Here is a 16,843-nt window from a genome sequence, read left to right as displayed (position 1 = left end):
GTATAATTAAAGAGCATTCTTATAACCACAAATAGTCTAGAGAAACATCAGACGCTACGGCATTTGCTACAAGTTTGCAAAAACAAGACAGTTTCTGATTAACTAGATATCCACAAAAGCTTACAAACTAAGCCATAAGCTAATTTAGATTCTCAACCCTACCTGCCCAACTGTAGTTTTAAATAACAGGTATCTGTTCCTGAAAAGGGTTATGAAAATTTACCTGGGGTGCATTTACACGTAGCTACACTATTAAGCATATACTATACTACAAGTCTCAGCCTAAGACTATAACAAGCCAAGCACTGAGAGAATCGCCAGAAGGTATTAAGAGTAGCAAAAACAGCTTTAACAGATAAAACTCGGAGTTCAGTATAAATTAGCAACAGCTTATCAACTACTTTCCAAATTTTTTGTAGGTAAACCGATTTCTCGCTCTTGTTTTGTGCAAATTTGCTAATAGCTAGAGTTATATTGGCGAAAAGGTTGCTGAGTTACTGAAGTTTAAGCTAACTATTAAAGTGTTATTGTTAGCGATCGCAGAGATTGAAAAGGTATGTAATTCTTGTACTAATGGCTAATTATTTTAATTTTGTTCACAATATGTTTGAGTAATAAAATATTACAAACATCAGCTTAAAATATATTTAATTTAATAATAAAAAATGAATTTTAATAGTCTAATCTGGCAGAATTTGCAATGCATTAAACGGTAGAAAAAAATTTAATTAGCTATCTATCTCAGGAGAGATTTCGAGCAAATTCAGCCCAGAGAAAGAGCAATTAAATACATTTAGTCCGTTAAATTGCTATCAATATCGTCAGTAAGGAATAATTATGGTTAACAATTTAGTAGGCGGCATTATTCCCCCACAGCCACCAGTAGAGGCACAGTCTGATGTTCATACATTGAAATCTCGCCTAGAATGGGGCGAACCAGCTTTTACAATCCTAGATGTACGCGATCGCAACACCTTCAACGAAGGTCACATTCTCGGAGCGATGCCCATGCCAGTAAATGAATTGGTAGAGCGTGCAGTACCTTCTTTGGATAAAAGCCGTGATATTTACGTTTACGGTGCTAACGAAGAAGAATCTGCCCAAGCCGCACAGCAACTGCGCTCTAATGGATTTGAGCATGTCTCCCAACTCAAAGGTGGTCTTGCGGCATGGAAGGCTATCGGTGGTCCAACAGAAGGCATTATTGAATCAAAAACTCCCCCAGGTGCAGATGAGTACAATGTTGTAGATCGGCTAAAAAATCACCAAGAAAATCTGCCAAAGGGAGGCCCTAGCGCGACAGAAGCCATTAAAAAAGGAGCTAGTGACCTCAAGGATAATATTCAAGAGGGAGCCAGTAATCTGAAGGAAGGCATTCAAGAGGGAGTCAATAATGTCAAAGAAGGCATTAGTGAATCTAACGCTCCTAAAGGCACTGACGATTCCAATATTGGTTCTTAGACAAAAAATAACTTAGAAAATTAGCAATAGACCTCTTGCATAATCAAGAATAAAAACCCCACTCTACCTTTGACTTACATTAAAGTCTCGCCTCTTTGCTTGCGGGAGAAGGTTAGGGGTAGGGTGTTAAAAAATTTATCAAGAGGTCTAATCTTAATTTTTCATCAGCAGAGATGTCACAAGTTAGAAGTAAAAGACAGAATATTCTCTCTTGTAATGCTTCTTATATTTCAGAGCAAAAGGTTTATTGTTTGATCAGTGTTCAAACAAATCTTTAAATTGCAACAAATCCAGGGAAACTATCGTTGGCAGAAATTCAAAACATTCTTGAGCAATTTCCCAACGTTGTTCTCGTTTGAGCATTTCTGTTAGCTTTTGCTGCACACTAAGTAAGTAGCGCACATCATTAGCAGCATAACTCAGTTGAGCTTCAGATAAACTGGCGGCGTTACCCCAATCAGAACTTTGAGAGCTTTTATCCAGTTCTACTTGTTCTAACTCTTGCACTACATCTTTAAGTCCGTGGCGATTTGTGTAAGTACGGGCTAACTTACTAGCAATTTTAGTACAAAAAATAGGTTTAACCTGAATCCCCAGATTGGCTCGCAAAGTGGCAAGGTCAAAACGAGCAAAGTGAAACACTTTTACGACATTCGCCGCTTCTAAGAGCTTTTTCAAGTTTGGGGCATCAGCTTGTCCTTTGGCTATACGGATTGCAGCCACTTTCCCGAACTCGTTGCACAGCTGGACAAGACACAAGCGATCGCGTTGTGGCAACAATCCCATCGTTTCTGTATCAACTGCGATCGCTGTAGATTCTAAATACTGTTTAAGAGCTGCGTCACTGAGGTCGCGATCGCTCACCTGAAAATCTTGTAATGTCATAAATTGTTCAAAAATAATTGTAGTGTCCAACAGATAAAAGTCTTAGACACTACATTATTGTGCAAAACAATCAGAAATTAAATCTACCTAGCGCGAAAGAAAAGCTGTGTAAGGTAAACTTCACCTTGATTATTAGTAGCAACGCCAATTCCAGTGAGGTTGTAATTTCCTTTAAGGTTCTTTAAATGTCCGGGACTTTTGATCCAACCAGTAACAGCTTCGTCCACAGGATTACTATATCCCCGATTGAAAGCAACATTTTCCGCCGCACTGTTGTAGCGAAGAGGGATAGCTTTAACTCGCCGTTCAAATCCTTGATGGCTAAATGGGGTTTTACCTTTAGCCATATTTTGACTATGAATTCTTGCCTGTCTAGTAATATTTGCATTTAGGGTCAACTTTGGCAGTCCTTTAGAAGCCCGATATCGATTAATTTCTTCAAAAACGGATTTTTCTAGTTCCGTAGTTTTAAAAGTAGGAGTCGATATTGCGACCTGACTGGAAAAAAGCGACAATAGCTTATTACGGATGGATGTATTCGCAGAAGAATGATTTGGTACCGGAACAGTCGTTAATCCACTAGCAAGGACAAGCGCACTTAAAGCGATGCCAAAAGCAGTTTGTCGGAACATGGAGAATTGCGTAATGTGTAGAGATATAAGACTTATACTCTACCCTATTGTTCCGACGATATATACCACGATACGATTAAGGATTGATGAATTTTTGTAATCTGGCTACATTCTTGGATAGGAATTACAAAAATCATTTCCAATTGTCAATACTTCAATAGGTCAGCTTCATGAAATCACAGTTATTTTTGTTGATAATTTAAGATTTTCATGAATTAGTAAAAAATAATGTACTATTCAGCAAATAAATGTCATTGAAACTACATAAATCCGATTTGATTTTTGAAAAAATCTAAATAGACGTAGGTGCATTACGCTACGCGATAACATACCCTACGTCTATTTCAAAAATCAAATATAAGTCTATACATTATTCAACATATAGCAAAAGTTTTGCCAACAGACTGGAGTCTGGGACATTTGAGACAAAAAACCTAAATACCACATCTATCAGCGAAGGAAAATTTGTGTGAAGTAGATTTCGCCTTTACTGTTGCTAGCGACACCAATCCCTGTCTTTTCAAAATTACCTTTGATATTAGCTAGATGCCCTGGACTTTTGAGCCAGCCTTGAAAAGCTATTGTGGCAGGGTTATTATATCCCTGATTGTAAGCAACATTTTCACCTGCTGCTCTGTAGGCAATACCGATTGCCTTAACACGTTGTGAAAATCCCGTATGCCCAAAGGAAACTTTAGCTTTAGCCATGTTCTGACTGTGAATCCTAGCCCGATTATCGCTGGCAGAATTACGAGTTAACTTTGGTAGCTTTTGAGAAGCTCTGTAGTTATTAATTTGGTTGAAAATCGACTTTTCTAAAGCAGCAGCGTCAATGTTAGATGCTGCAATATAAACAGTATCACTTAATATATGTGAAGACTGCGGTGTAAAAGTGGGATTTGTTACAGGAGTAGCGATCGCTCCACTACTGAGAATAACAGTGCCTAAAGCAAGGCTGTAGATTGTTGTTTTAATCATTTGCTGAAACTAACTGAAACTCTAGCTCCAGACAATTTAAGCAAGCTAATATCAATCTTACAACTTGATTATAGGTCTATATACCTCTGCTTATGGGGTTTTATCTTCAAAAACTATTAGTTAACGTTTAAACTCACAGTTTTACGAAAAATTTTTGTATTTATCGTAAGTTGCCATCTACCATAAGTAGGGTTTTTTGTATATAACCCACTTTTCATAGTTTTTGGATGGTGCGTTAACGACTTAGACGCTCCTACGTCGCTCTAAGCGAAGCCATGCCGCAGGCTTTACGCAACGCTATCGAGCGTCGAGAACCTCTGTAACGCACTGGCTCCCCTACGTATATTTCAAAAATCAAATATGAGTCCTATACATTGTTTAACATATAGCAAAAGCTTTGCCAACAGACTGAAGTCTGGGAAATTTGAGAAAAAACCTAAATACCACATCTATCAGCGAAGGAAAATTTGTGTGAAGTAGATTTCGCCTTTACTGTTGCTAGCGACACCAATCCCCGTCTTTTCAAAATTACCTTTGATATTGGCTAGATGCCCTGGACTTTTGAGCCAACCTTGAACAGCTTGCGTAGCAGGATCACTATATCCCTGATTGTAAGCGACGTTTTCGGCAGCTGAACTGTAAGAAATACCGATTGCTTTAACACGTTGTGAAAATCCCGTGTGTCCAAAGGAAACTTTACCATTAGCCATGTTCTGACTGTGAATCCTGGCTTGATTATCGATGGCAGAATTCCGAGTCAGCGCTGGTAGCCCTTGGGAAACTCTGTAGTTATTAATTTGGTTGAAAACCGACTGTTCTACAGCAGCATTGTTGCTAGATGCTGCTACTTGAATAGTATTATTCGATACGGGTTCAGGATTAGGCGTACAAGTTGAATTTGTTACAGGAGTAGCGATCGCTGCACTACTGATAAGTATAGTGCCTAAAGTAATCATGTATATTGTTGGCTTCATCATTCGTTTAAGTAAACTTTTAGACAATGTAACCAACTAGACTCAGTGTGGCAAACTGTTTATAAGTCTATATATCTCTATTTATGACGTTTTTAGTTCAAAAACTAAGAGCCAACGTTTAAATGCACGATTTTACAAGAAAATCGTGCTGTTTAGTAAAAAATCGTTTTTTACCATTAGTATGGTTTGTTATATAACCTAGATTCCCTACTTAGGTCTTTATATAGTGTAATTACTATATTATTTTATATTTTTAGTTCTAAATTATGCTTTTTGAATTTTAAAATTCAGCCATATTACTGATATTAAGTATATTTTTTAGCTTTAATTGTGTTTATAAAAGCAGTAAAAACCGTTTATAAAAGTTGAGAGCGCAGAATGTAGGATATAAATTGCACGGATTTCTTCAGCTAAATATCTGCGTGATTTCAACTAGCCTTAGTTAAAGGTTTCTAACTCTTCTTGCACCACGCGCAACACCCGTCCAAAATATTCCGCACGCCACTGTTCCCGCTCTTTAATTTGCCTTGTTAAACCTGCGGCTTGATTCAATTCAGTTAAGGGGTGTTTAGCTTTTAACCCTCGATTCATCTCACCGCCACACCGTTCCGGTGTGGCGGGAGCATTCTCTCGGAATTTAGGTAAACAGGCCATTTACCCTTAGCTAATGTGCATTCTCAAACTTTGCACAAAATTTTGGCGTGCCAACTCGTCGTGAGTGGGTTGCGGTAGCATAGGGTGCTGGAGTTGCTAATTGATTATTGCTTTTCCCCAAAAATTTATGTATATTTACGCGTCATTTAAGAACTTGGCTACTGTTTGTACATCCTTATCGCCGCGTCCAGAGCAGTTAATTACAATCCGGGGACTGTCGGTTAGTTGGGGACATAGGGTTTCGAGGTAGGCGATCGCATGGGCTGTTTCCAATGCTGGGATAATCCCTTCCAATTTCGACAATCGCTGGAATGCCTCCAAAGCCTCTGCATCGGTCACACTATAGTATTCGGCGCGACCAATATCCTTCAAATAGCTATGTTCTGGTCCCACACCGGGATAATCCAAACCTGCACTAATTGAGTGTGCCTCAATGATTTGCCCATCCTCATCTTGCAGAAGATAGCTCATGGCTCCGTGCAATACACCAACTCGCCCTTTTGTCAAGGTTGCTGCGTGTTTTTCAGTATTAACACCTTCTCCTGCTGCCTCAATCCCAATGAACCGGATAGAAGACTCATTAATAAACTCATAGAAGAGTCCCATAGCATTGGAACCACCACCGACACAAGCCAAGAGAATATCAGGCAATACACCCCACTTTTCCATAGCTTGGGCGCGAGTTTCTTGGCCGATTACTGCATGGAAATCACGTACCATCATCGGGTAAGGATGGGGCCCTGCTACTGAACCGAGAATATAGTGAGTTGTTTCCACATTTGTCACCCAATCGCGGATTGCTTCAGAAGTAGCATCTTTCAGGGTTCCAGTTCCCGCTTCTACCGGACGCACTTCTGCCCCCATCAACCGCATTCTGAACACATTCAAAGCTTGACGTTCCATGTCATGAACGCCCATGTAAATTACGCATTCCAGGCCAAAACGAGCGCAAACTGTAGCTGTGGCAACTCCGTGTTGTCCAGCACCCGTTTCGGCAATAATCCGTTGCTTACCCATGCGCTTTGCCAACAATACCTGACCAAGGGCATTGTTAATTTTATGAGCGCCAGTATGATTTAAATCCTCGCGCTTTAAGTAAATTTGTGGTCCCGTGCGATCGGGTCGGGCATAATGAGCAGTCAGGCGTTCAGCGAAATACAAAGGTGTGGCACGTCCTACATAGTCCCGTAACAACTGCTGTAGTTCTGCTTGAAAACCAGGGTCATTGCGGTATTGCTGATAAGCTGTTTCTAGCTCAGTAAGAGCAGGCATCAGCGTTTCAGGTACATACTTACCGCCGAAGCGTCCAAAGCGACCTAGCGTATCGGGAACTTGAGCAGTTGAATTTGGAGATAGGGGAGTAGTAGTCACAAGCTGATTTTGATGAGGGGAATGACTTAATTATTATAGAAAGTATGGGGCATATCTGGGGTATATCTGGGGACTGGAGACTAGGAAAGAGTTTTCTCAATCCTCAATCTCTCGCAATGGATTTGTGATGTTAGCCTAGAATTTGATATCGCAGCAGAATGGTTGCGTAGAAGTTTCCACTGCCTTTGAGATTTTTCTTAAACATTGATTTTATGTCTTCTTCCAATTCTAAATCTTCTGACAAAAGCTTTGTCTACCGCGAATTTGGCAACGACAACTCTGCCGCCACAGAAAGACCAATTCCAGAACTGCCCGCACAACAACAAAATCTTAAAGTACAAGCTTCCCGCAAAGGACGCAAAGGGAAAACCGTCACAGTGATTAGTGGTTTTCAAGCCAAACCAGAAACCTTGGCAGATTTGGTGAAGCAGTTAAAAACCCAGTGCGGCACAGGTGGAACAGTTAAAGATAACGAAATTGAAATTCAGGGCGAACACAAGCAGAAAATTGTCGAGATTTTAACCAAACTAGGTTACAAAGCTAAAATTAGCGGTGGTTAATCTTGAGTGCGGTTTACCGCATCTTAAGGGTGATCTAGATTAAGAGAGGGAATGTTATCTTTGAGAGGTACAAATATGCTTGAGGATTGGTAAATCACTTTGCCAACAAGCTATTTTTTGTGAGATGAATAGGAGGTTTAAATGGATTTAGTTCGAATTTTGTGTGCCATTTTCGTACCACCTCTGGGAGTTTTTTTACAAGTAGGTTTTGGTATAGATTTTTGGATTAATATAGTTTTGACACTTTTTGGTTACATTCCTGGGATTATTCATGCAGTATGGATAATTGCTAAGAAATAATCCTTTGTAAGGGAAGGTTTGAGGCTCTGCATACAGTGATAAAGTGAGTCAGAGCCTCAATTCTATGCAGAGTATGAAAACGAGAAAAATAAATTACCTGCAAGGTGACTACTTTAGGTAAAGCTTTGAAATCTAAAAATATGGGCTTTCGTGTGTCAATAAATACCGAATCAGCTCTCATTTTTTAACATAGCATAGAGTCTAAACTCTAGAAGCAAGGGGCAAATGTGCAATTGCCATTGCACAGTTGAGACGTTCAAATCTTTGATTAACCCAGTGCTAATATCTAGCACCCAGCCATGAACCATAGGCGCTTTTCGCTCATAGAGTACCTGACGCATGATGGAAGTTTGGTAAAGATTTTTTACTTGCGCTACAACGTTTATTTCTGCCAAACGATTCAGACGTTCTTCTCTTGTTGGCAAGGCATCGATTTCTTCTTGTTTCTGTAAATACAGTTCCCGAATCGGATTTACCCAGTTATCAAGAATTCCGATGGTTCTTCCTTCTAAAGCCGCCTTAATTCCTCCGCAATCGTAGTGACCACAAACAATAATGTGTTCCACTTTAAGATGTAAAATTGCGTATTCTAAAACCGCTAAAAAGTTTATATCCGTTAGAGAAATCTGATTGGCAATATTACGATGTACAAATAACTCTCCTGGTTCTGTACGGGTAAATATTGTTAATGCCAGACGACTATCAGAACACCCAATGTATAGAAAAGGTGGTGTTTGTCCGGTAGATAATTCTTGAAAGTAAGTTGGATCTATTGCTAGTTTATCGAGAACCCAAGCTTGATTATTTCTGAGGAGTTCGTCAATGCTGTTATATTTCATCTTTCGTCAAATTCGAGAGATAATCTCATCAATATTTTAGCTGATCTACAGTTCTCTATAAATCAATATGAACTTTTTTTTGAGCTAAAATTTTTATAATGATGACAATTTTCTCTACAGCATTAATAAAATTATTGTATAAATTGGAAACAAGGAAGTTAGGATTTAGAAAAAAAATAACTATGTATAACTTTATAAAAATATCTAAATAACGTAAGATTTTTATCAACTAAAATCTAAGCGATTCAGACTGACTAACGATTTCAACTCCTCATCTAGCATTTATAGATATTTTGCAAAGCAGAGAAATCACTGTAACTAGAATCATTTTAAATCACAACCCAAACTGTGCATTTGAGTCAAGCAAGTGCGGCGGAAGTTATGAATACTAAACTCTTCAATACACAGAGACACTTTCTGACGGTGGTAACCTAAGTTAACAAATATGCCAAATTTGAGGTTGAGATATGAATTTATCAGCTTCAATCGGGGGCAACAACTTTATTATCCTGATGATGGTTGATTGACCAACGGTGATCAACAGTCATAGATGAAAACTCGCAAATTTCTTCTAGCCGTTTTTGCTGCACGGCAGCTTTACGTAAAGTAATAATTAGTTGGTTTACCTGATGCCGTAAATCTGGATTATCATTTACGGCTAACATGGTTTGTCTTTCTAAAAGTTGAAGTATAAGTTCGTAGTGAATAGGAGAAGGTAAAGGAATTTGCTCCATGAAGTTAATTTTTGATTTCATATTTGAGATTTTGTACTAATCAAAGTTTGTCTCTTATCAATAAATTGTTACATAAGAAATAACTAGTTGCTTATGGCTTTGATTTGATTAGCAATAAAGATTTGGCAAAGATATGATGATATTTGATGGCAATATGCTGCGTGTCTACGCATAATGTGCCCAATTGCCCAACTATTATATGCATATATGCAGTTAGTTGCCCTGTGCTAAGGGGCATAGGGGAGGCGTTTATTTCAAAAATTCTTTGGTAATATATGGGCGATCGCAGCGCCGGGATCTGGTTGTTTTACCAAAGATTCCCCAATCAGTACAGCCGATGCACCTGCTGTCAGTACCATACTCAAATCATCTGGGTTATGTAGTCCTGACTCGCTGACAACAAGGATGTTTTTCTCCTGCAATTGGCTACCCCTTGCAGCTAAAAGTTGGCAAGTAGTTTGCAGGTCAACAGAGAAATCTTCCAAATTGCGATTATTGATTCCTACTAAGGAAACCCCATCTAAAGCTAATACACGGTCAAGTTCTGCCAAACTATGGACTTCAACCAAGGTTGCCATTTTCAGGTTGTTAGCAATTTTAAGGAAGTATTTCAAATCTTGATCGCTCAGGATAGCCGCAATCAACAAAATAGCATCTGCACCCTGAACCCGTGCCAAGTATATCTGATAAGCATAAATGATAAACTCTTTGCACAGTAGAGGCAAATCTACAGCAGCCCGAACCTTGGCCAAGTTCTCAAAACTACCTTGAAAGAACTTGACATCTGTCAGCACAGATAGACAACTAGCACCACCTTGCTGATAAGAAAGGGCGATCGCTACTGGATCAAAATCTTCTCGTAAAACACCTTTGCTAGGTGAAGCTTTTTTAACTTCTGCAATCAATGCCGGTTTAGTCTTACCTTGGCGCAAGGCGGCGACAAAATCACGGGTTGGCGGTGCAGTCAGTACCCGCTTCCGTAATTCTTGCAAAGGAAGTTTTTCCCGCATTTGGTCATATTCTACTTCTTTTTGCCAGACAATTTCCTCCAAGATGTGGTTTGGCGCTGCATCAGGCACGATAGCTTGATAACGCAATATCGATACATCAATAGCTGGGTTAGGTGAACGACGGCGGATTTGCATGATAGTACTGAGTTAGGAGTTGGGAGTTAGGAGTTAGGAGTTAGGAGTTAGGAGTTAGGAGTTATTAATTCCTCACTCCTAACTTTTCACTTCTAACTTTTAGATGGCTCGTTTATAAGCTTCGTCTAGCACTTCCGATAGTGTCGGGTGCGCGTGAACTAGATGTGCGAGACTTTGGACAGATTGACGGTTTGCGATCGCAGCTGACGCTTCGTGAATTAAGTCTGAGGCGTGCAGTCCGAAAATGTGAACACCTAAGACTTCTCCGGTGTCTTTGCGATATATTACCTTGGCAATACCATCGGCTTCATTTTCTGCCAACGCTTTGGAATTTCCTTTGAAGTAACTCCGACTTGTGCCGATTTCAAAGCCTTCGGTTTGGCCCAACTCCTTAGCTGCGGTTTCTGTTAAACCCACATAGCTGACTTCTGGGTGGGTAAACGCCGCCGCCGGGATGCTGCGATAGTCTACTATTCTTTCCCTCCCAACTATATTTTCTACCGCGATGATGCCTTGAGCAGAAGCCGCATGTGCCAACATCATCTTTCCATTAGCGTCGCCAATTGCCCACACATTTGGTACTACTTCACCAGACGATAGTACTGCCATGCGATCGTCAACTGGGATAAAATTCCGCCGATCCAGTTCTATACCCACAGACTCCAAACCAAGATTTTTGGTCGCCGGGATGCGTCCTGTAGCCACCAAACAAGCATCTACTTCGATGACATCTACATCTTCTTTGGTTTTGAAATCTGCTAATTCAATCACCACTGGTGAACCGGGGATGACTTTTTTAGCGTATATCCCTACTTTCGTTTCAATATCGCGGGGAGTAATCAGTACCCGTTCGGCAAGTTTAGCAATGTCTCGGTCAAATCCTGGCATTAACTGATCTAGAGCTTCAATCAAGGTGATTTCACAACCCAAAGCTGAGTAAACATCAGAAAATTCTAAGCCGATGTAACCACTGCCAATAATCGCCACCCAGTCTGGTAGCGACTCCAACTTAACGCCTTGATCGCTGGTAAAGACAGTTTTGCCGTCTACTTCAATCCCTGGAGGCACAAAAGGAATTGAACCAGGGGAAAGGATGATGTCTTTGGCTGTGATGGTTTTTTCGCTACCGTCTCCGGTAACAGAGACTTTTTGCGCCCCAGCGATTTTTCCCCAACCATTGATAATATCGACTTTTAGACGTTTGAGGCTGTTGGTTAAATCCCCTTGAATTTTTGAGACGAGATTATTAGCATGATTAGCGATCGCTTGGCGATCGAATTCCACGTTACCAATTTGAATTCCCAGCGATTTGAGGTGATGGGCATCGCGTAACTCCCGCACACGCCCAGATGCCGCCAGCAGCGCTTTAGAAGGAATACAACCCCGATTAACACAGGTTCCTCCCATATCAGCAGCTTCAATAATCGCTGTTTTTAAACCACAACTTACGGCGTGTAAGGCTGCGCCATGTCCGCCTACACCAGCGCCGATAATGACTAAATCGTAATCAAATCCTTGACTCACGTTAGGTTCCCCGTCTGCTTCGCCTATTTATTCTCAACTTGACCGACAATCAACGCAACCCCTTGAACAGTTATCAATGATCAGTTGTCAGTTTCGTTGCTGGGTTTAAGCCCCCAGCATACAGTTAGTGAACACTGGAAACTGCTAACTAATTTAAATCCCCTGCCATCCGCCTGATAACTGTTTTCTGATTTAACGTTTAGGTGTTGCTAACTTCAATTATGATTCACTAACTTCTGGCGAAAAGATGGATGTTTTCAGTAATTATAGTCAAATCTAGATACTTATTTTTTTTATACTCTAAAGGGACTGGGGACTGGGGACTATGCAATATTCTTCCCAATTCCCAATTTTTAATGACTTTACAGTATCATCGCTAACACCTAAGCTGGATTTAGGATTGATCCAGAGGATTTACACAGGCGATCGCTCGATGTCTATTCCCCAAATTAGTGAATTTACTATCCGCCGTCATGCTAACGCTAAATCTTTCCAACGCGGCGAAGCATACTATGAGGCTGGTGCTGTCAATACTATTATCCAACGCGGTCACATCCTTCAGGCTGATGTTGCAGGGACTGAAGCAAGACCTTATCATGTCAATCTCAGTTTCGATAGCAGTGGGTTAATCTCAGCAAACTGTACCTGTGCCTACAACTTTGATGGGTGGTGCAAACACATTGTAGCGACGATGCTCGTCTGTGCGCGCAACTCAGAATATATTGAGCAACGCCCTACCTTAGAACAACTACTCGATCGCTTGGATCATATCCAAACCCAAAGATTGCTGCAAGATCTGGTAAATGAAAACCCACCACTAATTGAGGCGATTGATCGTCATATAGGTTGGATGACGAATCCTATTGTCGAGCAAACAACCAAAAAACCTGTGCGCCGCATTACGATCAATCAGGCTCTTTTTCGGCGGCAAGTCCGGCAGATTCTTCAGGATACCGTGCGTTACTTTGAGGAGGGGTGCGAAGAAGACCCAATTGCCGATAAATTGCTGAATATGGTGCGAACTGCGGTAGATTTTAGCGAACGGGGAGAGGGTGAAAATGCGATCGCTATTTTAGAAGCGATTACCTCTACGTGTGTGGAAAATTGGGATGATGTTGCAGAATATGGTGCTGAAAACGATGAAGTGGTCGAGGAATTGAATAATGCTTGGTGTGAAGCAATTCTTACAGCCGAACTCACCCCAGAAGAAAAAGTTGATATTCAAATAAATTTGGAAGCCTGGCAAGATGAGTGGAATGCTGATTTTGGCATAGTTATGGAAGCTTTACGCCAAGGTTGGGATTATCCACCATTGGTGCAAGTTCTCAAAGGTAATATTACCGAAAGGGGAGCTTGGGAAGAAGACGTACCAGACTATGCAGATGATTTGGCACTAATTCGGCTAAAAATCCTCGAACGTCAGAAACGTTACCAAGAATACTTGTATTTAGCAGAAGCTGAAGGGCAAACGCAACAGTATCTAACAATGTTGGGGCGTTTAGGCAGGGTAAAAGAAGCAATTGATGCTGCTCAAACCCAGATGAACTCAACCGAAGAGGCTTTTGCCCTAGCGAAAACACTTAGCGGACAGGGGGCATTACAGCAAGCACTAGATATAGCCCAGAGTGGATTACATTTACCAGGTAATTGTCAGCACGAATTAGGTATTTGGACAAGTGATTTAGCTGTTGAGTTGGGTAATAATGAAGCTGCTTTATTAGCAATCAAGGCGGCTTTTCAAGTCAAACCCTCCTTTGTTGACTACGAAAGAATGGCAGAATTGGCTGGGGAAAACTGGGAAAGTATTAAAACAGACCTGCTGAGAATTGTTCGTACTTGTAGTGCTTGGGGAACAGAATCAGCCAAGGTAGATATATTCTTGCATGAGGGGCTAATTGATGATGCAATTGCGATCACTAATGAACTCACTTCTTATTATTCAGAGTTAATTTACCGAGTCATGGATGCTGCTATCCCTCATAATCCTAGTTGGGTAATTGCTAATGCTCGTCGCCGCGCCGAAAAGATAATGGATGCAGGTAAAGCCGAATATTACTACTATGCAGTTGAATGGTTAAAAAAGGCACGTAATGCCTACTTGCAATCTGGAAAGAAAGCTGAGTGGTTAAGCTATCGGGAAAACTTGATGCAAACCCACGCTCGTAAACGTAAATTGATGGGAATGTTTCAACAAAGGGATATGGAGTAACCCTAAACCACATATAACAATTCAAAAATAAAACCGAAGTTTGCCTACCTTTAACAAGAGGATTTTGCCCCAAGTCTTGTTAATTGAGATAGTAAGTGGATTTAAGCCGTACTGTACTAGGTCTATTTCTCTCGCAGCAACAGATAATTCCAACATATCTGCTAACTTATGCAGTTCAAACACCATCAAAGCTTTTAAGTCTGCAATAACCAAATAATTTAGCTTTTAAATTGAGATTTACTCAAGATATCAACTTTAGCGACACAAGATGAAGTAAGATTCACATCTGAAGGAGTCGCCGTATAATCCTATAGTTTCTGACAAAAAATAATCCAGTGCGATGATTAATAAATATCCTCAGAATATTATAGTGTCCTGCTTACCTCTGAGTATGCTTCTATTACTCAGCAACATATTTTCTAGTCCACTGAAAGCTCAGGCTGTTGATACTACCCAATTACCAACTAGTAATTTCATCCTGTCACAACAACTCCCATCACCACAGGATGTCCAAACACCCGTAACTCCGCCACTCCCACCACCACAGGATGTCCAACCACCCGTACCTCCGCCACCTCCACCACCTGAAGTACCACAACCACTCCCCCCACCAGGAGAACTATTTCCACCCTCTGCCCCAACTCTCACACCTGAGGAACCACTCCCTGGCAACTTTCCTCAAAATATTGTTGTTGAACGGTTTGAAGTTGTTGGTAGCACAGTCTTCAGTCCCGAAGAGTTAGCCCGTGCCACTGCTGAATTTACCAAACGACCGATCTCGCTGACTGAAGTCTATCAGGCACGTTCTAAAATTACTGATTTATACGTCCAAAATGGTTACATTACTTCTGGTGCTTATATTCCGCCCCAAACAATCCAATCCGGTGTTGTAAAAATTCAGGTAGTCGAAGGTAAATTAGAAGATATCCAGATAACTGGGAATCGGCGGTTGAATGCAAATTATGTCCGCAGCCGACTAGCAATAGCTACATCAGCACCTCTGAACCGACAGCGTCTACTAGAGGCACTGCAACTTTTGCAACTTAATCCTTTGATTCAAAACGTCTCTGCTGAACTCTCAGCAGGATCGCGGAGTGGTGTGAGTCTCTTAGAAGTCAAGATCAGCGAGGCAAAAACCTTTAATAGCCAAATAGTTCTTGATAATGGGCGATCGCCCAGTGTTGGCAGTTTCCGCCGCCGATTACAATTGAATGAAGCCAACTTACTCGGATTGGGAGATGGTCTGAGTTTAGGATACACCAATACCGATGGTAGTAACTCCTTTGACGCCAGCTACACATTACCACTCAATCCCCGCAACGGAACCCTTACTTTCAACTATGGCACTACGTCAAGCAATGTCATTGAGCCTCCTTTCGACTTCCTAGATATCGAATCGGCTTCTCGCTACTACGAACTGACATTCCGCCAGCCAATAATCGAAACTCCTACACAAGAATTCGCTCTGGGGTTAACAACTTCCCGACGCGAAAGTGATATCTCGTGGAGATCAGACTTTGGGCCCCCCTCTCAAATTTCACCCGGAGCTGATGAACAGGGACGCACCAGGGTATCTGCGTTGCGATTTTTTCAAGAATGGACGAGTCGTAACAGCCGTGAAGTCATTGCCCTCCGCTCTCAATTCAATTTGGGTCTAGATGTGTTGAATGCCACAGTTAATCAAGATTTTCCTGATAGCCGTTTTTTTTCTTGGCAAGGACAAGCGCAATGGGCACGCCTTTTAGCTCCTGAAACTTTACTTTTACTTCGTTTAAATACGCAACTAGCATCCACAACACTCTTACCTATAGAGCAAATTGGCTTAGGTGGGCAAGATAGCATTCGAGGTTACCGTCAAGATTATTTGCTGACAGATAATGGCACTTTTGTTTCTGCGGAAGTTCAAGTACCGATTCTGCGCTTACCCCAGATAGATAGCACCTTACAGGTTATCCCCTTTGTGGATTTTGGTGTTGGCTGGAATAGTTCGGCTACAGAGAATCCCGACCCTAATACTCTAGCTGCTGTTGGTCTGGGGTTGCGTTGGTCACAAGGCGATCGCTTCACCGTTCGTCTTGACTGGGGCATTCCTTTAGTATCTGTTGACTCGAATGATCGAACATTACAAGAAAACGGACTATATTTTAGTTTATTCTATAATCCTTTTTAGAATTTAGGGGTTCATTCTCCTTCCTTCCCTCCCGTTCTTTACGATAAACTGCGCCAACTAAGGTTTCTACTGCATTAAAGCAACTAGCGTGCGATTTCAAATACTTAGATATTTTTTCCCCAGTGGGATGCGCCCAATTAATTTAATTCCTGCCGTTTCTCTAATCTATTTCGCATTTCATTCCGTGAAACAGAACTAGTTGACTGATTAAAAAATAAAAATCAGACCATTATTTATTTCATTCGGAGTTTGCTCACCGCTCAGAATAAAAATCCGCAAATAAGTAGAACAAGGTGAAAAAACCAAACTATGTAAAGATAAGTAAATACGTACAATGTGTCTACAAAGGTAACAGCGATATGGGCAGCCGTTTAAGGGTATTTCTGACTAGAGAGCAAGATAAAACT

General features: G+C 41.0%; 15 protein-coding genes and 1 pseudogene. 5 read left to right on the top strand and 11 right to left on the bottom strand.

Translation table 11 applies throughout. The features are described from left to right. Positions 1 to 837: 837 nt before the first annotated feature. A pseudogene (locus H6G96_RS24795) lies at positions 838 to 1,275 on the top strand (rhodanese-like domain-containing protein); the annotation flags it as partial. A 441-nt stretch (positions 1,276 to 1,716) separates the two neighbouring features. Here H6G96_RS24795 and H6G96_RS24790 read toward each other — a convergent pair. The 6 genes from H6G96_RS24790 to trpB all read right to left on the bottom strand — a co-directional run bounded on the left by H6G96_RS24790 (position 1,717) and on the right by trpB (position 6,955). Beyond that, complete coding sequence (locus H6G96_RS24790) at positions 1,717 to 2,346, bottom strand: ribonuclease D (RefSeq protein ID WP_190914456.1); 630 nt, start codon at positions 2,344 to 2,346, stop codon at positions 1,717 to 1,719. An 83-nt stretch (positions 2,347 to 2,429) separates the two neighbouring features. Beyond that, complete coding sequence (locus tag H6G96_RS24785) at positions 2,430 to 2,978, bottom strand: CAP domain-containing protein (protein ID WP_190914454.1); 549 nt, start codon at positions 2,976 to 2,978, stop codon at positions 2,430 to 2,432. Positions 2,979 to 3,428: 450 nt separating this feature from the next. Further along, positions 3,429 to 3,956: a CAP domain-containing protein gene (locus H6G96_RS24780; RefSeq protein ID WP_190914452.1), complete on the bottom strand. Its 528-nt coding sequence runs from the start codon at positions 3,954 to 3,956 to the stop codon at positions 3,429 to 3,431. A gap of 452 nt (positions 3,957 to 4,408) precedes the next feature. After that, on the bottom strand, positions 4,409 to 4,933 hold the full coding sequence (locus H6G96_RS24775; RefSeq protein WP_190914451.1) for a CAP domain-containing protein: 525 nt from the start codon (positions 4,931 to 4,933) through the stop codon (positions 4,409 to 4,411). A 435-nt stretch (positions 4,934 to 5,368) separates the two neighbouring features. Then, a complete protein-coding gene (locus H6G96_RS24770) occupies positions 5,369 to 5,584 on the bottom strand; it encodes a hypothetical protein (protein WP_190914449.1) in 216 nt (71 codons plus the stop codon). 135 nt (positions 5,585 to 5,719) lie between these two features. Continuing rightward, complete coding sequence (gene trpB, locus H6G96_RS24765) at positions 5,720 to 6,955, bottom strand: tryptophan synthase subunit beta (RefSeq protein WP_190732460.1); 1,236 nt, start codon at positions 6,953 to 6,955, stop codon at positions 5,720 to 5,722. A gap of 212 nt (positions 6,956 to 7,167) precedes the next feature. On the opposite strand from trpB, the gene H6G96_RS24760 reads away from it, so the two are divergent. Then, positions 7,168 to 7,515: a translation initiation factor gene (locus H6G96_RS24760; RefSeq protein WP_190914446.1), complete on the top strand. Its 348-nt coding sequence runs from the start codon at positions 7,168 to 7,170 to the stop codon at positions 7,513 to 7,515. Positions 7,516 to 7,656: 141 nt separating this feature from the next. Then, on the top strand, positions 7,657 to 7,815 hold the full coding sequence (locus tag H6G96_RS24755) for a YqaE/Pmp3 family membrane protein (protein WP_012410519.1): 159 nt from the start codon (positions 7,657 to 7,659) through the stop codon (positions 7,813 to 7,815). Positions 7,816 to 7,985: 170 nt separating this feature from the next. On the opposite strand, the gene H6G96_RS24750 is transcribed toward H6G96_RS24755, so the two are convergent. The 4 genes from H6G96_RS24750 to lpdA form a co-directional block, all read right to left on the bottom strand. Further along, on the bottom strand, positions 7,986 to 8,654 hold the full coding sequence (locus H6G96_RS24750; RefSeq protein ID WP_190914444.1) for a carbonic anhydrase: 669 nt from the start codon (positions 8,652 to 8,654) through the stop codon (positions 7,986 to 7,988). Between the two features lie 482 nt (positions 8,655 to 9,136). Further along, positions 9,137 to 9,388, bottom strand: a complete 252-nt coding sequence (locus H6G96_RS24745; RefSeq protein ID WP_190914598.1) for a DUF5340 domain-containing protein — start codon at positions 9,386 to 9,388, stop codon at positions 9,137 to 9,139. 254 nt (positions 9,389 to 9,642) lie between these two features. Further along, positions 9,643 to 10,533 (bottom strand): indole-3-glycerol phosphate synthase TrpC, encoded by an 891-nt coding sequence (trpC, locus tag H6G96_RS24740; protein WP_190914442.1) that lies wholly within the window; start codon positions 10,531 to 10,533, stop codon positions 9,643 to 9,645. A 99-nt stretch (positions 10,534 to 10,632) separates the two neighbouring features. After that, positions 10,633 to 12,057: a dihydrolipoyl dehydrogenase gene (gene lpdA, locus H6G96_RS24735; RefSeq protein WP_190914440.1), complete on the bottom strand. Its 1,425-nt coding sequence runs from the start codon at positions 12,055 to 12,057 to the stop codon at positions 10,633 to 10,635. Between the two features lie 433 nt (positions 12,058 to 12,490). Between lpdA and H6G96_RS24730 the strand changes: the two genes are divergently transcribed. After that, positions 12,491 to 14,266, top strand: coding sequence for an SWIM zinc finger domain-containing protein (locus H6G96_RS24730; protein WP_190914596.1), 1,776 nt, complete (start codon positions 12,491 to 12,493; stop codon positions 14,264 to 14,266). A 21-nt stretch (positions 14,267 to 14,287) separates the two neighbouring features. Here H6G96_RS24730 and H6G96_RS24725 read toward each other — a convergent pair whose 3' ends face one another. Then, positions 14,288 to 14,479 (bottom strand): hypothetical protein, encoded by a 192-nt coding sequence (locus tag H6G96_RS24725; protein ID WP_190914438.1) that lies wholly within the window; start codon positions 14,477 to 14,479, stop codon positions 14,288 to 14,290. Between the two features lie 127 nt (positions 14,480 to 14,606). Between H6G96_RS24725 and H6G96_RS24720 the strand changes: the two genes are divergently transcribed. Beyond that, on the top strand, positions 14,607 to 16,436 hold the full coding sequence (locus tag H6G96_RS24720) for a ShlB/FhaC/HecB family hemolysin secretion/activation protein (RefSeq protein WP_190914436.1): 1,830 nt from the start codon (positions 14,607 to 14,609) through the stop codon (positions 16,434 to 16,436). The last annotated feature ends 407 nt before the right edge of the window (positions 16,437 to 16,843 follow it).

Source organism: Nostoc sp. FACHB-892 (genome assembly GCF_014698795.1).
GTDB lineage: Bacteria > Cyanobacteriota > Cyanobacteriia > Cyanobacteriales > Nostocaceae > Nostoc.
The sequence above is the reverse complement of the archived record's forward strand: the minus strand, read 5'-3'. Positions and strand labels throughout refer to the sequence as shown.

What these genes read in the sequence shown, in the direction of transcription:
- H6G96_RS24790 (WP_190914456.1), bottom strand. Translation starts at nt 2,346, where the DNA reads ATGACATTACAAGATTTTCAGGTGAGCGATCGCGACCTCAGTGACGCA.
- H6G96_RS24785 (WP_190914454.1), bottom strand. Translation starts at nt 2,978, where the DNA reads ATGTTCCGACAAACTGCTTTTGGCATCGCTTTAAGTGCGCTTGTCCTT.
- H6G96_RS24780 (WP_190914452.1), bottom strand. Translation starts at nt 3,956, where the DNA reads ATGATTAAAACAACAATCTACAGCCTTGCTTTAGGCACTGTTATTCTC.
- H6G96_RS24775 (WP_190914451.1), bottom strand. Translation starts at nt 4,933, where the DNA reads ATGATGAAGCCAACAATATACATGATTACTTTAGGCACTATACTTATC.
- H6G96_RS24770 (WP_190914449.1), bottom strand. Translation starts at nt 5,584, where the DNA reads ATGGCCTGTTTACCTAAATTCCGAGAGAATGCTCCCGCCACACCGGAA.
- H6G96_RS24760 (WP_190914446.1), top strand. Translation starts at nt 7,168, where the DNA reads ATGTCTTCTTCCAATTCTAAATCTTCTGACAAAAGCTTTGTCTACCGC.
- H6G96_RS24755 (WP_012410519.1), top strand. Translation starts at nt 7,657, where the DNA reads ATGGATTTAGTTCGAATTTTGTGTGCCATTTTCGTACCACCTCTGGGA.
- H6G96_RS24750 (WP_190914444.1), bottom strand. Translation starts at nt 8,654, where the DNA reads ATGAAATATAACAGCATTGACGAACTCCTCAGAAATAATCAAGCTTGG.
- H6G96_RS24745 (WP_190914598.1), bottom strand. Translation starts at nt 9,388, where the DNA reads ATGGAGCAAATTCCTTTACCTTCTCCTATTCACTACGAACTTATACTT.
- trpC (WP_190914442.1), bottom strand. Translation starts at nt 10,533, where the DNA reads ATGCAAATCCGCCGTCGTTCACCTAACCCAGCTATTGATGTATCGATA.
- H6G96_RS24730 (WP_190914596.1), top strand. Translation starts at nt 12,491, where the DNA reads ATGTCTATTCCCCAAATTAGTGAATTTACTATCCGCCGTCATGCTAAC.
- H6G96_RS24720 (WP_190914436.1), top strand. Translation starts at nt 14,607, where the DNA reads ATGATTAATAAATATCCTCAGAATATTATAGTGTCCTGCTTACCTCTG.